This window comes from Trueperaceae bacterium, assembly GCA_002707365.1.
In the GTDB taxonomy this organism is placed as follows: Bacteria; Deinococcota; Deinococci; order Deinococcales; family Trueperaceae; genus UBA6957.
Window position 1 is genome coordinate 299292 of sequence record PAMQ01000007.1, and the last position, 19522, is coordinate 318813.

General features: G+C 45.7%; 16 protein-coding genes. 11 read left to right on the top strand and 5 right to left on the bottom strand.

Features of this window, described 5'->3' with window-relative positions:
- Positions 1–23 precede the first annotated feature (23 nt).
- The 9 genes from CMO31_03530 to cysC all read left to right on the top strand — a co-directional run bounded on the left by CMO31_03530 (position 24) and on the right by cysC (position 8695).
- The gene (locus CMO31_03530; GenBank protein ID MAZ53070.1) at positions 24–1244 is read left to right on the top strand and encodes a hypothetical protein; all 1221 of its coding nucleotides are present in this window, start codon (positions 24–26) and stop codon (positions 1242–1244) included.
- A gap of 96 nt (positions 1245–1340) precedes the next feature.
- Positions 1341–2078 carry a dTDP-4-rhamnose reductase gene (locus tag CMO31_03535; protein ID MAZ53071.1) on the top strand — a complete coding sequence of 246 codons (738 nt, stop codon included), beginning with the start codon at positions 1341–1343 and terminating at the stop codon, positions 2076–2078.
- Entirely contained in the window at positions 2075–2665 is a 591-nt protein-coding gene (rfbC, locus tag CMO31_03540) for a dTDP-4-dehydrorhamnose 3,5-epimerase (protein ID MAZ53072.1), read from the top strand. Before CMO31_03535 ends, rfbC begins: the two co-directional genes overlap by 4 nt.
- Entirely contained in the window at positions 2658–3713 is a 1056-nt protein-coding gene (gene rfbB, locus CMO31_03545; protein ID MAZ53073.1) for a dTDP-glucose 4,6-dehydratase, read from the top strand. Before rfbC ends, rfbB begins: the two co-directional genes overlap by 8 nt.
- A gap of 1 nt (position 3714) precedes the next feature.
- The gene (gene rfbA, locus CMO31_03550) at positions 3715–4587 is read left to right on the top strand and encodes a glucose-1-phosphate thymidylyltransferase (protein MAZ53074.1); all 873 of its coding nucleotides are present in this window, start codon (positions 3715–3717) and stop codon (positions 4585–4587) included.
- Positions 4588–4619: 32 nt separating this feature from the next.
- Positions 4620–5621 (top strand): epimerase, encoded by a 1002-nt coding sequence (locus CMO31_03555; GenBank protein MAZ53075.1) that lies wholly within the window; start codon positions 4620–4622, stop codon positions 5619–5621.
- 129 nt (positions 5622–5750) lie between these two features.
- Positions 5751–6608: a 3'(2'),5'-bisphosphate nucleotidase gene (cysQ, locus tag CMO31_03560; GenBank protein ID MAZ53076.1), complete on the top strand. Its 858-nt coding sequence runs from the start codon at positions 5751–5753 to the stop codon at positions 6606–6608.
- A gap of 309 nt (positions 6609–6917) precedes the next feature.
- The gene (sat, locus tag CMO31_03565; protein ID MAZ53077.1) at positions 6918–8081 is read left to right on the top strand and encodes a sulfate adenylyltransferase; all 1164 of its coding nucleotides are present in this window, start codon (positions 6918–6920) and stop codon (positions 8079–8081) included.
- Complete coding sequence (gene cysC / locus CMO31_03570) at positions 8081–8695, top strand: adenylyl-sulfate kinase (protein MAZ53078.1); 615 nt, start codon at positions 8081–8083, stop codon at positions 8693–8695. The genes sat and cysC overlap by 1 nt, the downstream gene beginning before the upstream one ends.
- Positions 8696–8850: 155 nt before the next feature.
- Here cysC and CMO31_03575 read toward each other — a convergent pair whose 3' ends face one another.
- From CMO31_03575 to CMO31_03595, 5 genes are all read right to left on the bottom strand, one after another.
- Complete coding sequence (locus CMO31_03575; GenBank protein ID MAZ53079.1) at positions 8851–10434, bottom strand: hypothetical protein; 1584 nt, start codon at positions 10432–10434, stop codon at positions 8851–8853.
- An 8-nt stretch (positions 10435–10442) separates the two neighbouring features.
- Positions 10443–11585, bottom strand: a complete 1143-nt coding sequence (locus tag CMO31_03580; GenBank protein ID MAZ53080.1) for a glycosyl transferase family 1 — start codon at positions 11583–11585, stop codon at positions 10443–10445.
- A complete protein-coding gene (locus CMO31_03585) occupies positions 11582–12445 on the bottom strand; it encodes a hypothetical protein (protein ID MAZ53081.1) in 864 nt (287 codons plus the stop codon). Before CMO31_03585 ends, CMO31_03580 begins: the two co-directional genes overlap by 4 nt.
- Before the next feature lie 61 nt (positions 12446–12506).
- Positions 12507–13838, bottom strand: a complete 1332-nt coding sequence (locus tag CMO31_03590) for a hypothetical protein (protein MAZ53082.1) — start codon at positions 13836–13838, stop codon at positions 12507–12509.
- Between the two features lie 44 nt (positions 13839–13882).
- Positions 13883–15226: a hypothetical protein gene (locus tag CMO31_03595; GenBank protein MAZ53083.1), complete on the bottom strand. Its 1344-nt coding sequence runs from the start codon at positions 15224–15226 to the stop codon at positions 13883–13885.
- 279 nt (positions 15227–15505) lie between these two features.
- On the opposite strand from CMO31_03595, the gene CMO31_03600 reads away from it, so the two are divergent.
- Positions 15506–18598: a hypothetical protein gene (locus CMO31_03600; GenBank protein ID MAZ53084.1), complete on the top strand. Its 3093-nt coding sequence runs from the start codon at positions 15506–15508 to the stop codon at positions 18596–18598.
- Positions 18585–19487 carry a di-trans,poly-cis-decaprenylcistransferase gene (uppS, locus tag CMO31_03605; protein MAZ53085.1) on the top strand — a complete coding sequence of 301 codons (903 nt, stop codon included), beginning with the start codon at positions 18585–18587 and terminating at the stop codon, positions 19485–19487. Before CMO31_03600 ends, uppS begins: the two co-directional genes overlap by 14 nt.
- The last annotated feature ends 35 nt before the right edge of the window (positions 19488–19522 follow it).

The following is a 19522-nucleotide window of genomic DNA, read 5'->3' on the forward strand; positions in this document are numbered from 1 at the left end:
TGCGATTGGAAGGAGAGACCTTCATGACTGTCAATACCGATGAAATATCTTTTCGCAGTCTGTACTTGATTATTAGGCGAGGACTTCCTTTTATAGTAATCGTCGCCTTGGTCGCTGGAACCGTAGGCTACTTTTCAGTAACTCGCAAACCTGAGTTGTTTCGGGTCTCGAGCACAGTCATCCTAGCACCACCCTCAGTAGAATTTGTAGNTGAAGGCGTTCTCCGCTTCCAACCGCTCGTTTACGCGACTTTAAACCAATACAAGGCTTTGGCACTAAGCGCCAGAGTTATGGCGGAAACCCTCGAAGTTTACCCTGAAACTAACCTGACAGTCAGTGACTTGAAAGCAGCTAGTTCAATTATACGATCTGCTGAGCAAGTAACCAATGGTGTAGAAAAAGGGTTTCCTCTAGTTGTCGACCACCAGTTAGTTCATACCGACCCGGGCACCGCAGCTGATCTCACTAATACGTGGGTTGAAGTAACTCTCACTGCAGTCCGGGAATCGCTCTTAGCACCACTCGCTCCCAGCAACAGCTCGATTGTCTTAAGGCTCCAGAACATAAGCGAAGAACTGAAGACTATTGAGACGGAATGGCAAAAGTTTAGATCCATTGACAACTTCAAGCTCTTAGAATCAAATCTGGTTAATATTAACCAGAAAATCGTCAAAGGGACGAATCGCTTAGAAGAACTAGATAGTCTTACAAGAGTGGCAGAGCGGGAGCAAATGGTGCTTGAGTCGCAACTCCTAGAGATTAGTGGTTTCGATGACCCGATGCCAGATATACATGAGGGCCTTCTTGACACTCAATCAGAAAAGCTGGAACTAGAACGGAAACTACGCGCCAGTAAGCTTAAACTCGAACTTTCTATAGCTGAGAGGAGTGTCCTGCAAGAACAACTTCAGGACCTCGTTGACACAACGAGCGGTCTACTTACTAGATTAAGCGAACTTGCTCAAAAACGAGAAGAGATTTCAAGGCGCCTAAGCGATTCCCGAACTTCCTACAGGGATCTTTCGGCAACCTCTACGGCGATACAAACTGTTCGGGGCCTCACCTTAGCTAGCGCCAACACTCTTTCCTTAGCAAAACCGCCAATTAATCCGCTAAGGGAAAATGACCCTTGGCATGCTGCTGCTCTAGCTGCGGTGATCGCCAGTATGGTAGCAACTCTTCCCTTTTTTCTTCGCGAAACCTTCCAGCCGCCAATATCAATAAAAGATAGTCCTGCAAAATAGCTGTAGGTCAACCCCCTCCTCCCGCTGCTGACTTATCGAGCCGTCCAATCTTTACCCAACGACCTAAACCAACTAATGTCATGCTAGATTGCAACTATGCAAGCGGAATCCGCAGGGCGCGTTCTATTAACAGGGGGGAGTGGACGCCTAGGGCGAGAACTATCACGACATCTTGAAATGACCACACCACCTCGCTCTGAATTGGATCTCACCAAATCGGACACGATAGTAAAATCCATAGAACGATATAAACCTGATCTTGTTGTTCATGCAGCAGCCTATACTGATGTCCGTGGGGCAGAAAGGGAACGACAAGCCTGCTGGGCTGTCAACGTTGCCGGAACGACTTCCCTAGTCCGCGAGCTTGTTCCACGAAAAATTCCCCTTGTGCACATTTCTTCCGATTACGTATTCTACGGCGACCGGGGTCACTATCTCGAGAACGACCAGCCTGGTCCTGCTAGAAACCACTACGGTCTTTCTAAACTCGTTGCTGAGGAAGTCGTAAGGGTCCACCAGAATGCCCTAGTTATACGCACCAGCTTCCGGCCCCGCCAATGGACTTACCCGATAGCCTTCGATGATGTCTACACTTCGCAGGACTATGTAGACGTGATTGGCCCTGACATAGCTCTGGCGATTAGATACTTCGACTCTGTCCCATTCAACACCCTCCATATAGCTACTGAACGAAAAAGTGTGTTCGAGTTGGCCCAACGTAGGAAGCCTGATGTGGTACGGGGATCGCGCGCGAGTGCTGGCGTTGATCTTCCTGAGGATATATCGCTCGACATTTCACGCTGGCAGGCCCTACGGGAGAAACTAATTTCGTGACTACTTTTCACCCACTCTCTATCGCTGAAGTAATCCTGGTTAAACCAACGGTCTACCCCGATTCTAGGGGATTTTTCCTCGAAACTTACAAGAGCTCCGTTTACCGGAAGGGGGGTATTCCTGAAACTTTTGTCCAGGATAATTGCTCTCGATCCACCCGAAGTACGCTCAGGGGGCTACACTTTCAAACCCCACCCTATTCACAGGGGAAATTGATCTCCGTAGTTCACGGGGAAATCCTTGATATCGCAGTTGATATCAGGCAAGGCTCACCGACATTCGGCTCTTGGGTTGCGGCCAATCTATCCGAGGAAAACCATCATCAACTGTACCTACCTGTTGGATTCGCGCACGGATTCTTAGTGCTAAGCGAAGAAGCTTACATTACGTACAAAGTAACTGCTGAATACAATCGTGATAGCGAACTGGGAATAATTTGGAATGATCCTGATCTATGTATAGATTGGGGATTAGTTAATCCCAATATCTCCAAACGGGATAAGAGTTTACCAAAACTAGCTAACATCGAAATTCCNTTCAAGTACAAGGATGGCGAAAGTCTTNTCGGAGAANCNNAAAATGCCTGATANCACTATTTTGGTCACTGGAGGAGCCGGTTTTATCGGATCGGCACTGGTTCGACACTTAGTCGAACAAACCGATCACCAAATCGTTAACGCTGATTTTCTAACCTATGCCAGTAATCAGTCCTCCCTCCAGTCCATCACTGGGAACCCTCGGTACCACTTTGAGCACGTCAACATTTGTGACGCCCAGGCAATGAGTCGCCTGTTCGAAATCTACGCTCCAAACGCAGTTTTGCACCTTGCATCTGAAACTCATGTGGACCGGTCCATAGACTCCCCAGACATATTTGTACAGACGAACGTCGTGGGTACCTTTACGCTACTCGAAGTAGTCCGGTCATATTTCAACAGCCTNTCTGAAGTACTCNAGAACCAATTTCGTTTCCTCAACGTATCGACTGACGAGGTGTTTGGCAGTCTAGGGCAAAAGGGGTTTTTCCGCGAAAACAGTCCTTACGACCCGAACTCGCCCTATGCAGCAAGTAAAGCCTCTGCGGATCATTTCGTACGGTCCTACCACCACACCTACGGCCTCCCCGTACTAAACACTAACTGCTCTAACAATTATGGGCCTTACCAGCACCCGGAGAAACTGGTACCAACCGTTATTCTCAAAGCCCTTGCGGGAGAACCCATACCATTGTATGGACGGGGAGACAATATCCGTGATTGGTTGTTCGTTGAAGATCACATTCGGGGTCTGCTTACAGTACTTGATCGAGGGGCAATAGGAAACAGTTACAATATTGGGACGAACGAAGAGCACACTAACCTCGAAATGACTCAATCCCTTTGTGCAATCCTTGACGAACTTCAACCGAAAACCCGAGCTTACGCTGATCAGATCATCTTTGTAGAAGACCGACCCGGCCACGATTTTCGATATGCAATCGACTCCTCTAAGCTCCGTCTAGATCTTGGTTGGAAGCCGACCGAAAGCTTTAAGAGCGGCTTACTTAAGACAGTTCATTGGTACCTTGAACATCTTGATTGGGCTAACGAGCTGGTTTCTGGCGAGGACATGAACCAAGTGGGACCTCAGGTGTAGTGTGAAAGGAATCATTCTAGCGGGCGGTTCCGGCACCCGTCTTCACCCAACCACGCGAGGGATCAGCAAGCAACTTCTACCGGTATACGATAAACCCCTGATCTATTACCCACTCACGGTTCTAATGTTGGCTGGCATAAGAGAGATACTTATCATCTCTACCCCTCGCGATCTACCCCTGTTCCAGAGTTTACTTGGTGACGGAAATCAGTGGGGCTTGGCTTTCGAATATGCTGTACAACCTCGACCTGAGGGTCTTGCCCAGGCCCTCCTAATTGGTGAGACTTTCACCGACGGGGGTCCCTCATGCCTGGTACTTGGTGACAACATATTCTTTGGCCAGGGCCTCTCCGCCCGACTAGAAAAAGCAGCACAATTAGAGCACGGGGCTCTGGTATTCGGTTACTACGTTGATGAATCCCACCGGTACGGTGTCATAGAATTTAACAGTGCAGGCAAGATAAAGAGTCTTGAAGAGAAACCTGAGCGCCCCAAAAGTAATTATGCAGTTACCGGCCTCTATTTTTTTGACGCTCGCGCTGCCTCTTTCGCACGAGAACTTCAACCATCAGCCAGAGGTGAGCTTGAGATTACGGACGTCAACAAGCGCTACCTTGCGAATGATGAACTGCAAGTAGAGCTCCTAGGAAGAGGTAGCGCTTGGTTCGACACTGGAACCCACAAAAGTCTTTTGCAAGCTGCTAATTTTGTTGAAACCGTTGAAGCTCGTCAGGGCTTAAAGATTGCCTGCCCAGAGGAAATTGCCTTTTGTAGGAGTTGGATCTCAGAAGCAGAGGTATTCGATCTCGCCCATGAAATGTCGCCGGACAACCCATACCGACATTACCTGCTCAGCTTGCTTAGAAACACCTAATCAACTGGTAACATTACGTTCCGGAGGAAATCGTGAACTGGCTCATCACTGGTGGAACAGGCTTCATCGGCAGTCGCCTTGTCAACCATCTATATAAATCGAACAAAGGTGCTATTCGTATTATCGATAACCTCTCGGTGGGCTCACGAAAAAACCTAGCTGAGACCGGCAGTTATAGGGAGATCACAGCGGAAAATCTTGTAGGGCCGCCTGATGGGGTAGAGCTTGTAGTAGGAGACATCCGCGATGCTGATCTTGCACTTCGTGCGACTCAAGGCATTGAAGCAATAGTTCACCTCGCTGGCAACACTGGAGTGCAACCCTCCATCGAAGACCCCCTTCTTGACTGTAGCGCTAACGTTTTGGGCACGCTAAACTACCTCGAAGCCGCACGTGAACACGGCATCACCAAATTTGTGTTTGCCTCTAGCGGAGGTACAGTCATCGGTGACGTGACGCCACCCATAAATGAGGATATGGTACCGAAACCCAAGAGTCCGTACGGTGCAAGCAAGTCTGCCTGCGAAGGTTATCTATGTGCCTATCACGGTACTTTCGGTATCGAAACGATTGCCCTTAGGTTCGGTAATGTTTACGGGCCTGGCTCAGATCACAAGGGAAGCGTGGTGGCAAAATTCATTCGACAGGGCCTAGCTAGTGAACCTCTAGAGATCTATGGGGATGGATCTCAAACTCGTGATTTTGTCTATATAGACGACTTGATCGGAGCAATAGTTAAGGCTGCTTACACACCAAATATAGGCGGCGAGGTCTTCCAAATTGCTAGTAATCGAGAAACTACTATTTCCGAAATAGCGAAACTAATAAGTTCCCTACTAAGCCAAGCAGGCGTTCAAGGGGTGCAAGTACAACACACTAATCCATTAGCCGGCGAAATCAGGCGGAATTTTTCCGACACTTCTAAGGCAAAACAGCTCCTGAATTGGCAAGCANCCATTGGACTTACTGAAGGACTCAAAGAAACTATAAACTGGTACCTTCAAACCCAAACCCGAACCGACGACCCAGTATAAAAAGACGATTCTGGACCAATAATGACGCGAAGAGTTGCTTTATGTCCCAAGTAAAGTCAAAAGGAAAATCCCGTCACAGACGGGTTTTTACACTTTCTCTCACTAATCTAGGATATTATTGCTCCTGCAATGGAAAATGAACAACCTTTTACGGGCGATAGTGCGCAAAAATTACAGGCTTTCCCCGACCCATATTCTCTGCTAACAGAGGTATCGGAAATAGCCCGTAGGGCTGGAAAAAAGATCCTTGAAATATATCAGACTAACTTCGATGTGATGACGAAGACTGATAAATCCCCTCTAACCAAAGCTGATCTAGCTTCACAGCGTCTAATCACCAAGGAACTAAGTAAAGTTACTCCTGGCGTCCCTATCCTAGGTGAGGAATCAGCTGAGGTCCCCTATGCCGTTCGACGCAATTGGCAACACTTTTGGCTTGTTGACCCGCTCGATGGCACAAAAGAGTTCGTGAAGCGAAACGGGGAATTCACAGTAAACATAGCGCTGATAGAATGGGGAAAGCCAGTCCTTGGTGTCGTCCACGCTCCGGATTTAGATCTGACTTTCGAGGCAGCATTAGGTAAAGGCGCTAGTTGTCGTAAAGGAACATCCCCTTCTAAGAAAATCTCTACAATCGACCCCGAACCGGAGAGTGTTACTGTGATGATCAGTCGTTCTCACACCGACGAGGCTACTCACCGCTTTCTCGAATCTCTAAAAAAGAACCGTGAAGTGGTCCTGGTAGCCAAAGGTAGCGCCCTGAAGATCTGCGAAGTCGCAAGCGGCGGCGCCCATCTATATCCCCGGACCGGTCCGACAATGGAGTGGGATACAGCAGCAGCACAGGCCATTGTTGAGGAAGCGGGTGGCTTAATAGTTAGCTTAGAGAACGGGGACCCCTTGCTCTATAATAAAGAGGACTTGTTTAACCCCGAATTCCTCGTAGCCTGTGGCCTTAATGCACCCGGCCTGCCCGTAAATGACTAAACTTGCTTGTAAACGCAATAGTTATTTTGAAAAACTTCAACTAGTGGTCATTATGGACACCGACATCAAGTCTGTTAACAAAAAAGATTATAGATAGTATTAGTCAACAATAGCCTGTGTTAACGACACACACTTCCGTCATTGTGATTACCTAATAACTCAACTAAAAGCGCTATAACCTAAATGTAGGGTGTAGTGTAGATGTTTCAAGATAACCCCTTTCCTCTCACACACTACTTGACTCTTCTTGTAAACTACTATAATATTTCATCTGGTGTTGAATAGAACTTTCTAATCCTTGGAGTATAAATGAGTGATGCAATTATTCCACCGCACGGTGGGGCCCTCATACAACGAACGCTAACCGGTAACGATCGTAAGAAGGCAATTGAGATTGGCTCGAAAGCAATTTCAGTAGTGCTATCAGAACGCGGCCTGCATGATCTCGAGTGTCTAGCTACTGGAGTGTATAGCCCCCTTGACGGTTTTGTAACCGAGGAGGCATATTACACTATCCTCGATAAGCTCAGACTACCGACCGGTGTAGTTTGGAGCATTCCTATCACTCTACAAATCTCTGAGCAAGAAGCGATAGGCATAGAACCCGAAGCAGAAGTTGCCCTTCGACACCCAAACGGTACTGTACTTGCACTCATCAGAGTCACGGATGTCTATCGCCCTAACCAGTCTGTCGAAGCCAAAAAAGTCTATGGCACAACCGACGGAAACCACCCTGGGGTTGCTGCGATGATTTCTGCTGGAACTGTCTACCTAGGTGGACCAGTTCATCTTATTAACAGCTTCTCGAGCAGTCCGTTCCCCAACCAAAGCTTTACACCCGAGAAAACTCGTACTGAATTTGCTAACAGGGGGTGGAGCACTGTAGTTGCCTTCCAAACACGTAATCCTATTCATCGAGCTCACGAATACTTAACCAAAGTTGCACTCGAAAATGTCGACGGGCTTTTTATTAATCCTCTTGTAGGAAGCACGAAATCCGACGACATTCCAGCTGATGTTCGTATGCGCTGTTATCAAACACTGCTGAAGAATTACTATCCTGAAAACCGCGTATTTTTAGGGACTTACCCTGCTGCTATGCGTTACGCAGGTCCACGGGAAGCTATTTTGCATGCAATATCACGCCAGAATTACGGCTGTACCCATTTTATTGTTGGTAGAGACCATGCTGGAGTAGGTGATTACTACGGGACATATGAGGCTCAACAAATTTTTGAGCGATTTAGTCGAAAGGAATTGCATATCGAACCACTAAAGTTCGAGCATGCCTTCTTTTGTAAAGTTTGTGGTCAAATGGCTTCCCAAAAAAGCTGCCCCCATGGTGGAGACAATCATGTTTTTCTTTCTGGTACAAAGGTCCGAGAACTTCTTGCGACTGGTAAGAAACCACCAAGTCAATTTACACGGCCTGAAATTGCTGAGATCCTAATCGAAACCCAGAGGGCTTCTTAATGTCTATACCAACAGACAACATTGTTTGGCATAGCCACCGTATAACCCAAAATGACCGAGCCGGCACTAAACACCAGCGCCCTGCGATCTTATGGCTAACAGGAATGTCCGGTGCTGGAAAGTCCACACTCGCTAATGCTCTCGAGAGCCACTTGCACAAATTAGGACACCACACCTATATTCTTGATGGTGATAATGTTCGACACGGCCTCAACAAAGATTTGGGATTCTCCGACGAGGACAGAGTAGAGAACATTCGCCGTATTGGTGAAGTATCGAAATTGTTCTTGGACTCTGGACTCATTGTAATGACTGCTTTTATTAGTCCATTTCGAGCTGATCGCGATCTTGTTAGAGGACTTGTTGGTGACGGCGAATTTATCGAAGTATTCGTTCATGCACCCCTTAACATCCTTGAAAAAAGAGATCCTAAGGGTCTCTATAAGAAAGCAAGATCCGGAGAGATTTCTAACTTTACCGGTATAGACTCACCTTACGAAAACCCTGAAAACCCCGAAGTGTTCATCGATACTTCTAAACTCTCTATCGAAGACAGCGTGAAAACCCTTATGGATTATCTAGAATCCGTAGGTGCCTTCACTAAAGCCAAATAATGACAGCAATGTTTGACATCACAACATTTAGCGGATAGATGATACGGCAAGCCAATTTATAGTTACGAAAACACGAAACTCATAAATAAACAAGGTGCGATAAATTCAATAAACTGCTTTTCCACGAACCTCTTTTGTCTTTCACAAATTCCTAGCTAAGACTCACCATTACGGATAGCTGAATACGATTCCGAACGAATAAGATTAAGCCCAAGTGTCATTGGTGCCAAAACTCCAACGAAGAAAAAGGTAAAATCTGGAAGGTTAAGTATAATTGGTAACAAACCGTACGTGAGACCCCAAATCCCACCCCAACGGAATCCAATTAGCAAAATTCCTACAGTGACCCACAATGCCGCTATCGCACCGAAAATACCGTGCTGAAAAGCCATTTGTAACACAAAATTATGAGCATGCTTTGGAAAGAATGGACGGTGTTTTCCAATGAAGTTGTCTTCAAGCATGGAATCAAACGATTGCGAAGTCCCGGTAATAGGATTCTTGAAAGCTGAAGCCAAAGCATAACGCCAAATTTCTGGTCTTGACATTTGACTTGAGGAATCTTCTTTAGATGCTGGTACAAGACTAAGTCGCTCAGAAATTATGGGTACAAGGCTAAGTCGCTCAGAACCACTTGTAGCAACAAAGTACAATCCAGCGTTAACAAAAATCACTGCACCAATTGCAAGAAACATCCAACGGCGGGACAAACGCAACAACGCCCACATGACTAAAACAAAATTGATCATGATCCAAGAAATGCGACTACCTGTCAAACCAATACCAACCATAGTAACCAAAGCCCCAACAACTGAAAATGGTGCGGGTAACAAGAGTGTAGTGGCGCCGAGCAAGCCAATAGTATGACCGTCAAGATTGGGATGGTTAGTAATAACATGTTGACGTTTTTTGCTCCAGGGTAAAAACCCCTGATTTGCGACTAAATCACTTTTCCCCAGCCTGAATACCAATTGCTCTTTAGGTGCCACCGGCTGCCGGGAGTTTACAGAGGAGCCTTCCAATTTCTGCACACTAATCCCAACCGATTTAAAATCTTTTACTAACTGCCACCCGCCCATAACTTCCTCTTCAACCGTTAAATAATTAATCCAGATTTCTGAACCAATAAATCCCGATAAACCGATACGCAGTTCCCTAGAATTAACACCTTCAGGAACCCGCCATACAAGTTCAAGCTCACTCCATTCATTTGTTGCTTGAACCGGCAGTGAACTATAAGCACCAAAAGGATTGGCAGCTAACAGGCTTAAAAACCCACCCCTTGTCGAGCCAGTCTTGAGTGAAATTGTGACTCGGAAGTTCCGACCCTTAATAGGGTTACCATCTCGAAAGGTCTGATAGATAAACTCGCGGTTTCCACTAGGGAAAGAATCGGCCTCGACAACGATCCAACTCTGCTCATAATCACTTGGTTCAATAACACTGTTAGAAGCGCCCCAAAAACTTTGCCATTGTCGGGCTTGTGACCACGAGTGAATGGCCAGAGTCGTAACTAAAACAGCTAGTATTGCAAATGCAAGATAGGACCAGATTTTACGAAAGTAGGAAAAAGCTAGTCCTAGAAATATCGCGAAAAGAGCCTGAAAAAACCACATTACGGCCTGAGATATATCTCCGGACATGAGAGAGGCGACTACAACCCAGAAAGCAAATCCTCCCCATAACATCGTCCACGGCATGATCGAACGGAACAATTCAGCTAAGTGCTTATAAGTCAAAGTATCATCTACCGATTATCATCAAAAGATGCTTTGAATTCGTGATAACGCTTGGACACAAAATCAGAAATCTCTTTACGGAAACGTTCTTCGCCAAAGCGGAGAGCGTTTTGTCTTATGACGTTTGGCAAAAACGCATCACGGTGATCTTCAAAAATCGAGATCGCATCGATCAAACTATCAATCGATTGTTCAGTAAATAAAATGCCTGTCGGATCCTTTTGTCCAAGATTAACTACTGAATCCAAGATGCCTCCCCTACCGTAAGCAATGACCGGTGTCCCACACGCCTGAGCCTCTACTGGCAAAATGCCAAAGTCCTCCTCGGCAGCAAAGATGAAAGCAGAAGCTAACCGCATATGATGCTGTAAGGTTTCCGGCGGCTGGTAACCCAAAATAGAAACATTTGGTCCAGCCAGTGACTCAATTCTCTTCCGCTCAGGACCATCGCCTATAACAATAAGTCTCCGTTCCGGCATCTTCGAAAAAGCTTCAACAATGAGATCTACCCTTTTGTAAGGAACAAGTCGAGATGCAGCCAAAAAATAGGGCTTCTTGTCAGGTTGTAGTTGGAAAGCATCAGTATTAACCGGGGGATGAATAACCCGTGCTTCCCTCCGGTAAACTTTTCGGATCCGCCGAGCAACAAACCTTGAATTTGCCAAAAAGTGATCTACCCCAGGGGCTGTACGGACATCCCATATACGGAGCCAGTGTAAAAGTAACCGCAATACCCAACTTCTAGGCCCCCGGCTTAGACTATGTTCACGTAAGTATTGCACCTGCTGGTCCCAAGCATAACGAAGAGGAGAATGTACATAACTAACATGTAGTTGGTCAGGTCCAGTAATTACACCTTTTGCCACAGCGTGCGAACTCGATAAAACAAGATCATAACCTGATAGATCTAACTGTTCCACCGCTAGCGGCATAAGATTGAGATACCATCGGAATCCTCGTTTAGCAAAAGGAAGTCGTTGAATAAATGAGGTGTGAACGAACCTACTTCGAAGGAACTCTCGTTCGTGACCAGGCAAAAAATCTACGATGCTATATAAGTCGGCGTCAGGAAAAACAAGTAACAACTGTTCAAGAACTCGTTCAGAACCAGCATAAGTTACCAGCCAATCGTGCACTATAGCGACCTTCACGATTTTCGCCCTTCAGAATAACCCCAGATACCTGGTAAATCGATGCCGATCAACTCTGCCGTTGCAGTAACGTCTGGCCGAAAGATCTCCGTGAGCCTTGCTCGCATAACTTCTGACAGGAGTGGCCTCTCATCAGGCCGAAAGGACCTATATAACAACCTTTGGATCCCACGTGATGCCTTGATTTGACCGACCTGCCGAGCAAACCCCCACTTCCTCGCCAAATTAGCCCCCGACTTAATCAAACGGGAAAGATGTGACGAGCGTGAAGTTGAAGCAGGGAGCGTTTTACTATGTAGGTATTTTGGAATGATTAACGGCTGAACTCCTAGAAAAGAAAAAACATCTTGGGAAAACTGTACCGGGTTATCTTCCAACGAATCAAAAAGACAGATGTGGATTTTGCTTTTACTGAATATTTCCAAATAGGAACGTAAGTGGGACCAATACATTCCATGAGCAAGGAAACTCGAGTGTTCTTCCAATGCACTCTCGAAACAAGGACTACAAAGTCCGTGTTTACGAAGATAAAGAAATGCAGAAAAAGCCCGTGCAACGGGCTCCCTCAAACAAACCATCAAACGAACGTCTGGAATTAAATTAACCATCCTCTCAGCCGCTTTCAAAGAAAAAAGGTAATCGTGGGAAATCTCACCAACAACCCTATAACCTTTGGCCCCTTCAAATTGCCGACTGTACCAGTCAACTCCCCTGTGAAAAAAGCGGTCAAAGAAATATAGATCCTTCGCTGGAGTTATATAGGTTTCGGGATGCCATTTAAGAACCTGGAAAAGCCATGACGAACCGGCCTTGCTAGGACCTAGATAGATGAAATTGGGTAATGGCGACACTGTCTTCACCTCACCTGTTTAACCTTATCTGCCCTGAAGCAGTGATACCAGTATTAAGCGCCACATCCTGTCACTCCTCAAATAGCATTCGAGCTTTGCGAACTAATCCATAAGCAGATCCAACAAAAATCCCAACAGGAATAATCAAACTTGGGGCTCCAAGTCCGTGATCAAAAAGAGCCCCAACAAGAACAAAGACTATCAGTCCCTGACAAGCGAAAAGATAAGCATGTGTTAAGCCTGGCCCAACCAATCGCTTTCTTGCTATACCAAGGCTACGAAAAATCATTAACCAGACCAAAAGAAGTAACGTTAAACCCGTGACACCCAACTCGGCTAATAAATGAAGATATGAATTATGGGCAGAGAGATCACTAATTACTCTATCCCCTTTAGTAGCAAAGTAGACCAACCCACGATGGCCAATGAATCCCGTGTTCATATCATTAAAGCGACCAAATCCAATGCCGAATATTGGACTATCTATAAAGAGGCGACTGGCATAAGTCCAATAAAGCATGCGAACCATAAGATTGTGATTCTCCCCAACATAAAGACGTTCTCTACCAGGCATCCATTGTCTACGCTGAGCAGTAAGAATCGCCGATGAAATAACCTCCTCTGTAAATACATCTTTAGTACGTTGAAAAGTCTGAGGTGCAACAATCGGTAACGAAACCAAGGTGATTAAGATAATCAAGGCTCCCGTAATTAGACTACGAATTCGCCAATTTCTCACCAGATACCACAAGAGCGCAACCGCAAACGCCACAAGAGCTTGACGCGAAGCCGTGCCGAAAACAACAAACACAAGTCCTCCAGCAAGAAACACCAGGGCCCATCTACGAGTCTCTAACCCAATGATCAAAAAAAGTGTAGCAAGCACACCGAAAAATAGCCCTGCCGTATTGTGCATAGCATGAAATCCAACAAAATCATCCGCGGTTCCACCTGAAAGAAATTTTGGGTGATAAAACCACCAAATTACGAACAAACCAATTGCATACCCCCCAATAACCATCGCGCTCTTTAAAGCACTGTGAACGTATCGCATGTTCACAGGCATCAAAGTAAAGAACAAAAGCGGTAGATAGGCAACGAAAATCTTTCCATCACCATCGAAAAATCCGAGATTAAGAAGGTCTGCCGGGTGGATCCCACCAACTGTAACACCAATTAAAAGCCAGTAAAACAAATTTAAAAGGACAATCAAAGAAACTCGATTAATGTGGCTTCTATAGAGACACAAGGCCAAAATAATGCCTAATACAGTAAGAACTAATCCTATCAGAACCGGTAACTTTATTCGTAAAAAGAAAACTCCCCAGAGGAGAAGGAACGAAGTTAAGCTAATTAGGCTTATGCTGGCATTATTTGAGACCCAGGTAAATACGAATCGCATACATCCCAGGGCAAGCGCCAACCAGCCAGGAAGGTTATTGGTGTTCAAGGTACTGGAACTTCGAGACGTCGAATAGTCCGATTTGCCCTTACCACTGAAATTAGGTTCTTGAAAGCAAGGGTAATAGAAACAGCTATAGCAATTCCTATCGTTTCCGATCTACCGCCAAGGAAAATACCTAGCGTTAAAGTAAGGACCAGGGTGATAAAGCTTGCAGATATTTCAAATCTTTCCGCGTTAGTCATCAAGTTGAAGAATTCCCCCAAACCCATACTTGATTTTATCAACTGCCCAACAGCAAGAATAACCACGAGAGGGAATGCTTGGGTAAAGTCTGGACCCGATAGACCAAGGAAAAATTTACCTGCTCCAATAAAAACTAGGAAAATAGGTAGATACAAGGCCACTGCATAAATCCGCGTTTGCAAGAAATGACGCCGAAGTAAGGTCGCTTTCCGACGCGTGAAATCTCGCACGAAAATCGGTGAGTAAACACTTTGTAACGCGGTAAAGAGTATTCCGACCTGAGCAACCAACTGGTAGGACACGCCAAAGTAACCCACTTCTTCCGGAGAAGCAAAAAATGACACGAGAATAATTGGTACACGAAGGTTTGCCTGATTAGAAAGATCTATCAACCAAAACCGAGCCGCCACGGCATTAGTCCCTAATTCCGAAGAAGCGACAGGATAGTGCTTTGAAGATTTTGCCTCACGTCGGGTTAAGCGCAGTCCATAATCGGCCAGCCCTACTGCAATGATGGCTACTGAGAAGAGCGCGATGGAAAAACCAACAATAAGGCCTCCTGTTGAGACCGGACCTTCGAAAGAAAACAGGTGGGTCACTAACCCCAGCAATAGCAACAGTGGTGCGGCACCGAATTGCAGGAACAAACCCAGGACCGGCTTACCTTGCCCCTTAAGGACCGAAGTAGCAATTAGTAGCACTGCCATAGGAACTGCTGATGCTGTAATCGCCACGACGAGCCAGCCCAACTCTAAATCACGAAAAATAAGTCCAGCAATCGGGTTGCGCCATGCGAAGGCCAAGATAGCAATAATTAATGTCCCAAAAAAGGGAATCCCTAAAGACCGCTTCCAATATCGGTAGGCCTCAAAGTGATCGTTTCGCTCCAAAGCAGTGGCTATTGCTCGAAGGGATAATGTTGGGTAACCGAACGCCCCGAAGGTAGCTGTGATCTGCAACCAGGATAAGTAGAGCAAGAAAATACCAACACCAGACGCCCCAATAGTTCTCCCTAGAACCACCGCAATAAGAAGATATTGGAGGCCACCCGATAAAATCCGAGTAGAATAAGTCGATGTAACAGCCGGTATCGTACTGTTCTTAATTCGGTTCAGTAGCGTCTTGATATCTGATACATTCATGTTGGTTTTATCCGTACTATTAAAAGTACCAATTAGACACGAAAGTCCTTAAATAATACCTTTTCACTATTGGTATTGGATTTGAATTAGCAGAGCGAGAGCCTGTCAAGAACACAAAAATCTGCATTATGCCTTCGAAAGCTAAACATAAACTTTCCAACTTGGGATACACGTGTGGCCGAAAAAAACAGTGGATGTTAAAGACACAAGTATAGAAATAATATCTTATTGTTGAGATAATACCGCTAGCGCCAACCACCATTTGGGGATGATACCGCGATGATCATAAGGGGAACAGCATTCCTTCTAGGTTTTGGAATTACCTTTTTTCCTACTATCATCCCACCCCTTGCAGCCCTTTTCTACTTTTTTTCCCGTCGAGAACAACTCAATCGGATTGACGGCCTTTGGGCCATAGCGGTACTACTGTCTGCTACAAGCTGGGGATGGCATGGTGGGTTATCGGGTGCTGCTTTCGGAGCATTACAAATATTGGGGGCTTGGCTCGTATATAAAGCCTTTGCTAATCTACGTTCTACCCAAACCTGGATAATCAATTCAAAAAATATTGGCAACGGACTGCTTACCGGCTTAGCAACGATCGTGGCTCTTGGTTGGTTGCAAATCGACCAAGTTAACTTTGCAATGAAAACCCTCGCCCAAGCAATAGTTTGGGAAAACACTCCCGCGCTTTATGGACACACAATTTTGGTACTGGGTAGCCTCATCGCTATCCTCTCACCAACATACCGGCTCCGACTCTTAAGTTTGACCTTATCCTCCTTGGGAATCCTCACTTCAGGAAGCAGAGAAGCCGCGTTGGCCTGGATCTTTGTAGCAGTAATTCTCGTATTCCTAGGACCTAAAAGATCCATTTATAAACGCCTGATAGAGATTTTCTTGATCAGTATAGTACTAGCCATAACAGCTGGACTTGGCCCGTTACTAGGCTGGGGACGCATCGGATTTTTATTGCATGTAGAACCTGACCCAAACCGAATCAATTTATTCCAGGGGACAGAAGTGCCCAACGGAGATTGGTGGGACGATTCGCAAGTCATTGTCGCCAGTAGCAAAGTCAATATCGGAAAACATGAACTGACGAGCTATCACGTAACCAAATCAGGATCGGAATCCTGGCGAAGATTACAACAAATAGTTCCAATAAAGCCCAATGAGCCCTATACACTAAGCGCTTGGGTTCGACCAGAAAATGGCAGCTGGCCAAGCTTACAGGGATGGGGAAAATTCAACGATAATGGGTCTCCAGAAACATTTGGCTTGACTATCTCACTCACATCAAACAAAATCCAAGTCTCAGCGAATCAACTCGGCCAGATCGTTGATGCTCAAATCATCGAACGTTATGAAGAATGGTCTCGACTTGCTGTGACATTTGAGTTCCTTGGGAACGCAGAGAAGCTTTACTGGTATGTAGGATTAGCCCCAGAAAGTAGACCGAGCAAGGGGGGTTCAGCTACATTCGCCGGATTCCAACTAGAACAAGGAGAATCGGCTACACCCTATGTTCCCGGCCCAAATACAGAGGGACTTAATTTCCGACTAGCTAGGGTCCCGTACTGGAAAGCGGCCTTAAAGGGGATCTCTCAGCAGCCTCTGCTTGGGTGGGGAGCAAACTCATTCCCAGACTTCTTTGAGGATCTACTTCCTGAACAAAACTTACTTCATCCAGTCCCTACCCATACCCACAACCTTCTCCTTCAGGTCATGTTTGAACGTGGCATTCTGGGTTTACTAAGTTTACTTGCCTTGCTTCTAGTCATCTGCTGGAAAGCACTTAAGCGGGGCGATCTGATTTTTTTGGCAGTCTTCGGAGCAATATTATTCGCTAACATGTACGATTACACTCTTTTCTACGGAGGAGTTTTATATCCTCTCGTAGCTGTAGCTGGTTGGCTGGGGACACATATTGCACCCAAAGAGGTCAGGATTGATACAGCTTCGAAACAACTTAGCGTCAGGTTAATACTTGCTTTAGTAGACCTCCTAGTGATCATTACCTCAATGCTTGCAATCTGGGTAATCCAGAAGTGGTTGGGGGGCAACCTAGAAGTATTTTCAACAATTCTCGAGAAACCAACAACATCGCTTTATCTATTCTTGATATGGCCCCTTATGGCCTGGCGAGAAGGCCTCTACCCGGGATATGGCCTCACCGCTCCTCAGGAGCTAAAGAAACAGATTTCAACTACAACTGTAAGCAGTGTAATTTTCTCCTTAGCAGCAGTTTTCCTATTGGGGGTATCGAAATTCCCTGGATCAGTAATGTTGTTGGTTCTTTTGTTGAGCTTCATTCTATTACCTATGAGCCGAGCTTTGACCAAACGATTTTTGTTGAAAACTCACCTTTGGGGGGAGCCAGTTCTAATCATAGGTGCAAGCGCACTAGGACAGCGCATTGGTCAAGCACTCCGCGACTCACCACTTGACGGCCTACACCCAGTTTGCTTTTTTGATGACGACATAGCAAAATCTAGCACCTCTTTATGTGGTTTACCTATTCAGGGCAAAATTATTGAAGCGGAGGAATTCGCTATTAAACATGGTATTCATCGTGCTGTCATCACCTTAAACAATCCAACTGCGAACTCTCCTTCTAATATCGCTAAGCTGAAGAGTCCGATATTCGAGAAAGTCCAATTTATACCTGACCTACCTCATCTACCTGTTTCAGGGATCCAGTCTGGATCCCTGAAAGACCTCCTTACTCTCGAAGTGACAAACACGCTAAACTTTCCAATTAATCAGTTTATTAAGAGGCTACTCGATTTAGTGGGGTCGACCCTTGGAATTCTACTGTTGAGTCCATTAGCTTGCCTAGTAGGGTTAGTCATATATTTTGAATCACCTGGTCCTATATTTTATCGAAGCAAAAGAATCGGCCGCAATGGAAAAAAGATCTCTGTTTGGAAATTTCGTACTATGGTCCCTGGAGCCGACCATAGACTTACGACATTGTTACGAGAAAATGAAGATCTCCGAGCAGAGTGGCTAACCAATCAGAAGCTGCAAGAAGATCCGCGCATCACCAACGTCGGACATATTTTACGTAAAACCAGCTTCGACGAACTTCCCCAATTATGGAACGTAATAATTGGAGAAATGAGCCTCGTGGGTCCTCGGCCAATCGTAAATGATGAAATCCAGAAGTACGGTACTGCTTTCAAGTTTTATAAGATGGTTCGACCAGGTATAACCGGTCACTGGCAAGTCTCAGGGCGGAGCGAAACTAGCTATAACCAACGCGTAGAACTGGATACGTTTTACGTGCGAAATTGGTCTATTTGGCTCGATATACATATTATCGTAAAAACTTTTGAAGTAGTTCTTCGACGTGATGGTGCCTATTAATTTAGAGTACTTAACCGCTACAACCCGGGAGACGCCGTACGATAAACTAACTTCTGTGAAGGTCAAGACCCACCACACTTCTCGCAGCAAGCTTGTCTTAGACTTCATCGATTACCTAAGTAGGCCAATTTACTGGCTCTACGAACGCCAACTACTTCGTACCGTAAAAAAACAAATAGTTTTGCCAAGCCACATCGGAATCATTATGGACGGTAACCGCCGATTTGCCCGCAACTTCGGGCTCGACGCGAGAGCCGGTCATAATTACGGAGCCGATAAAGCAAGAGAAGTACTCAACTGGTGTCTTGAACTTGGCATACGTCATGTAACTCTATGGGGGTTCTCAACCGACAATCGAAACCGGACGCAAAAAGAAGTTGATCATTTACATCTCCTGTTTGCAGAACAGGCTAGATTGATGCTTGAAGATCAGGAACTACACCAGAAGGGTGTGCGAATTCGTATTATCGGGAACATCAACAATTTCCCTGAAGCCTCTAAGGTAGCGCTAAGAGAAATGGAGCGAGCCACTCAAAACTACCGTGGCCTAAACCTTAATGTTGCTCTCGGATACGGCGGCCGAGAAGAAATCGTATCTGCCATGAAAAAGCTTCTTGAACAGAAAAATGAGGAAGGTATATCTCTAGAACAATTAACGCAAAGTCTTGATGCGCACGACATTGGACACCACCTCTACACCGCAGGCATACCTGACCCAGACTTCGTCATTCGGACCAGTGGCGAGATTCGACTCTCTGGGTTTCTACTTTGGCAAACAGCTTACAGCGAATTTTACTTTTGTGACGCTTTCTGGCCAAACTTTAGAAAAATAGATTTCTTGCGAGCTCTAAGGCATTTCCAAGCGCGAGAACGCCGGTTCGGACAGTAGCTTAGTCTTTGACAAAAGCCTCGTACTGAAGTTGT

What these genes read in the sequence shown, in the direction of transcription:
- CMO31_03535 (MAZ53071.1), top strand. Translation starts at nt 1,341, where the DNA reads ATGCAAGCGGAATCCGCAGGGCGCGTTCTATTAACAGGGGGGAGTGGA.
- cysQ (MAZ53076.1), top strand. Translation starts at nt 5,751, where the DNA reads ATGGAAAATGAACAACCTTTTACGGGCGATAGTGCGCAAAAATTACAG.
- sat (MAZ53077.1), top strand. Translation starts at nt 6,918, where the DNA reads ATGAGTGATGCAATTATTCCACCGCACGGTGGGGCCCTCATACAACGA.
- cysC (MAZ53078.1), top strand. Translation starts at nt 8,081, where the DNA reads ATGTCTATACCAACAGACAACATTGTTTGGCATAGCCACCGTATAACC.
- CMO31_03590 (MAZ53082.1), bottom strand. Translation starts at nt 13,838, where the DNA reads ATGCGATTCGTATTTACCTGGGTCTCAAATAATGCCAGCATAAGCCTA.
- CMO31_03595 (MAZ53083.1), bottom strand. Translation starts at nt 15,226, where the DNA reads ATGAATGTATCAGATATCAAGACGCTACTGAACCGAATTAAGAACAGT.
- CMO31_03600 (MAZ53084.1), top strand. Translation starts at nt 15,506, where the DNA reads ATGATCATAAGGGGAACAGCATTCCTTCTAGGTTTTGGAATTACCTTT.
- uppS (MAZ53085.1), top strand. Translation starts at nt 18,585, where the DNA reads ATGGTGCCTATTAATTTAGAGTACTTAACCGCTACAACCCGGGAGACG.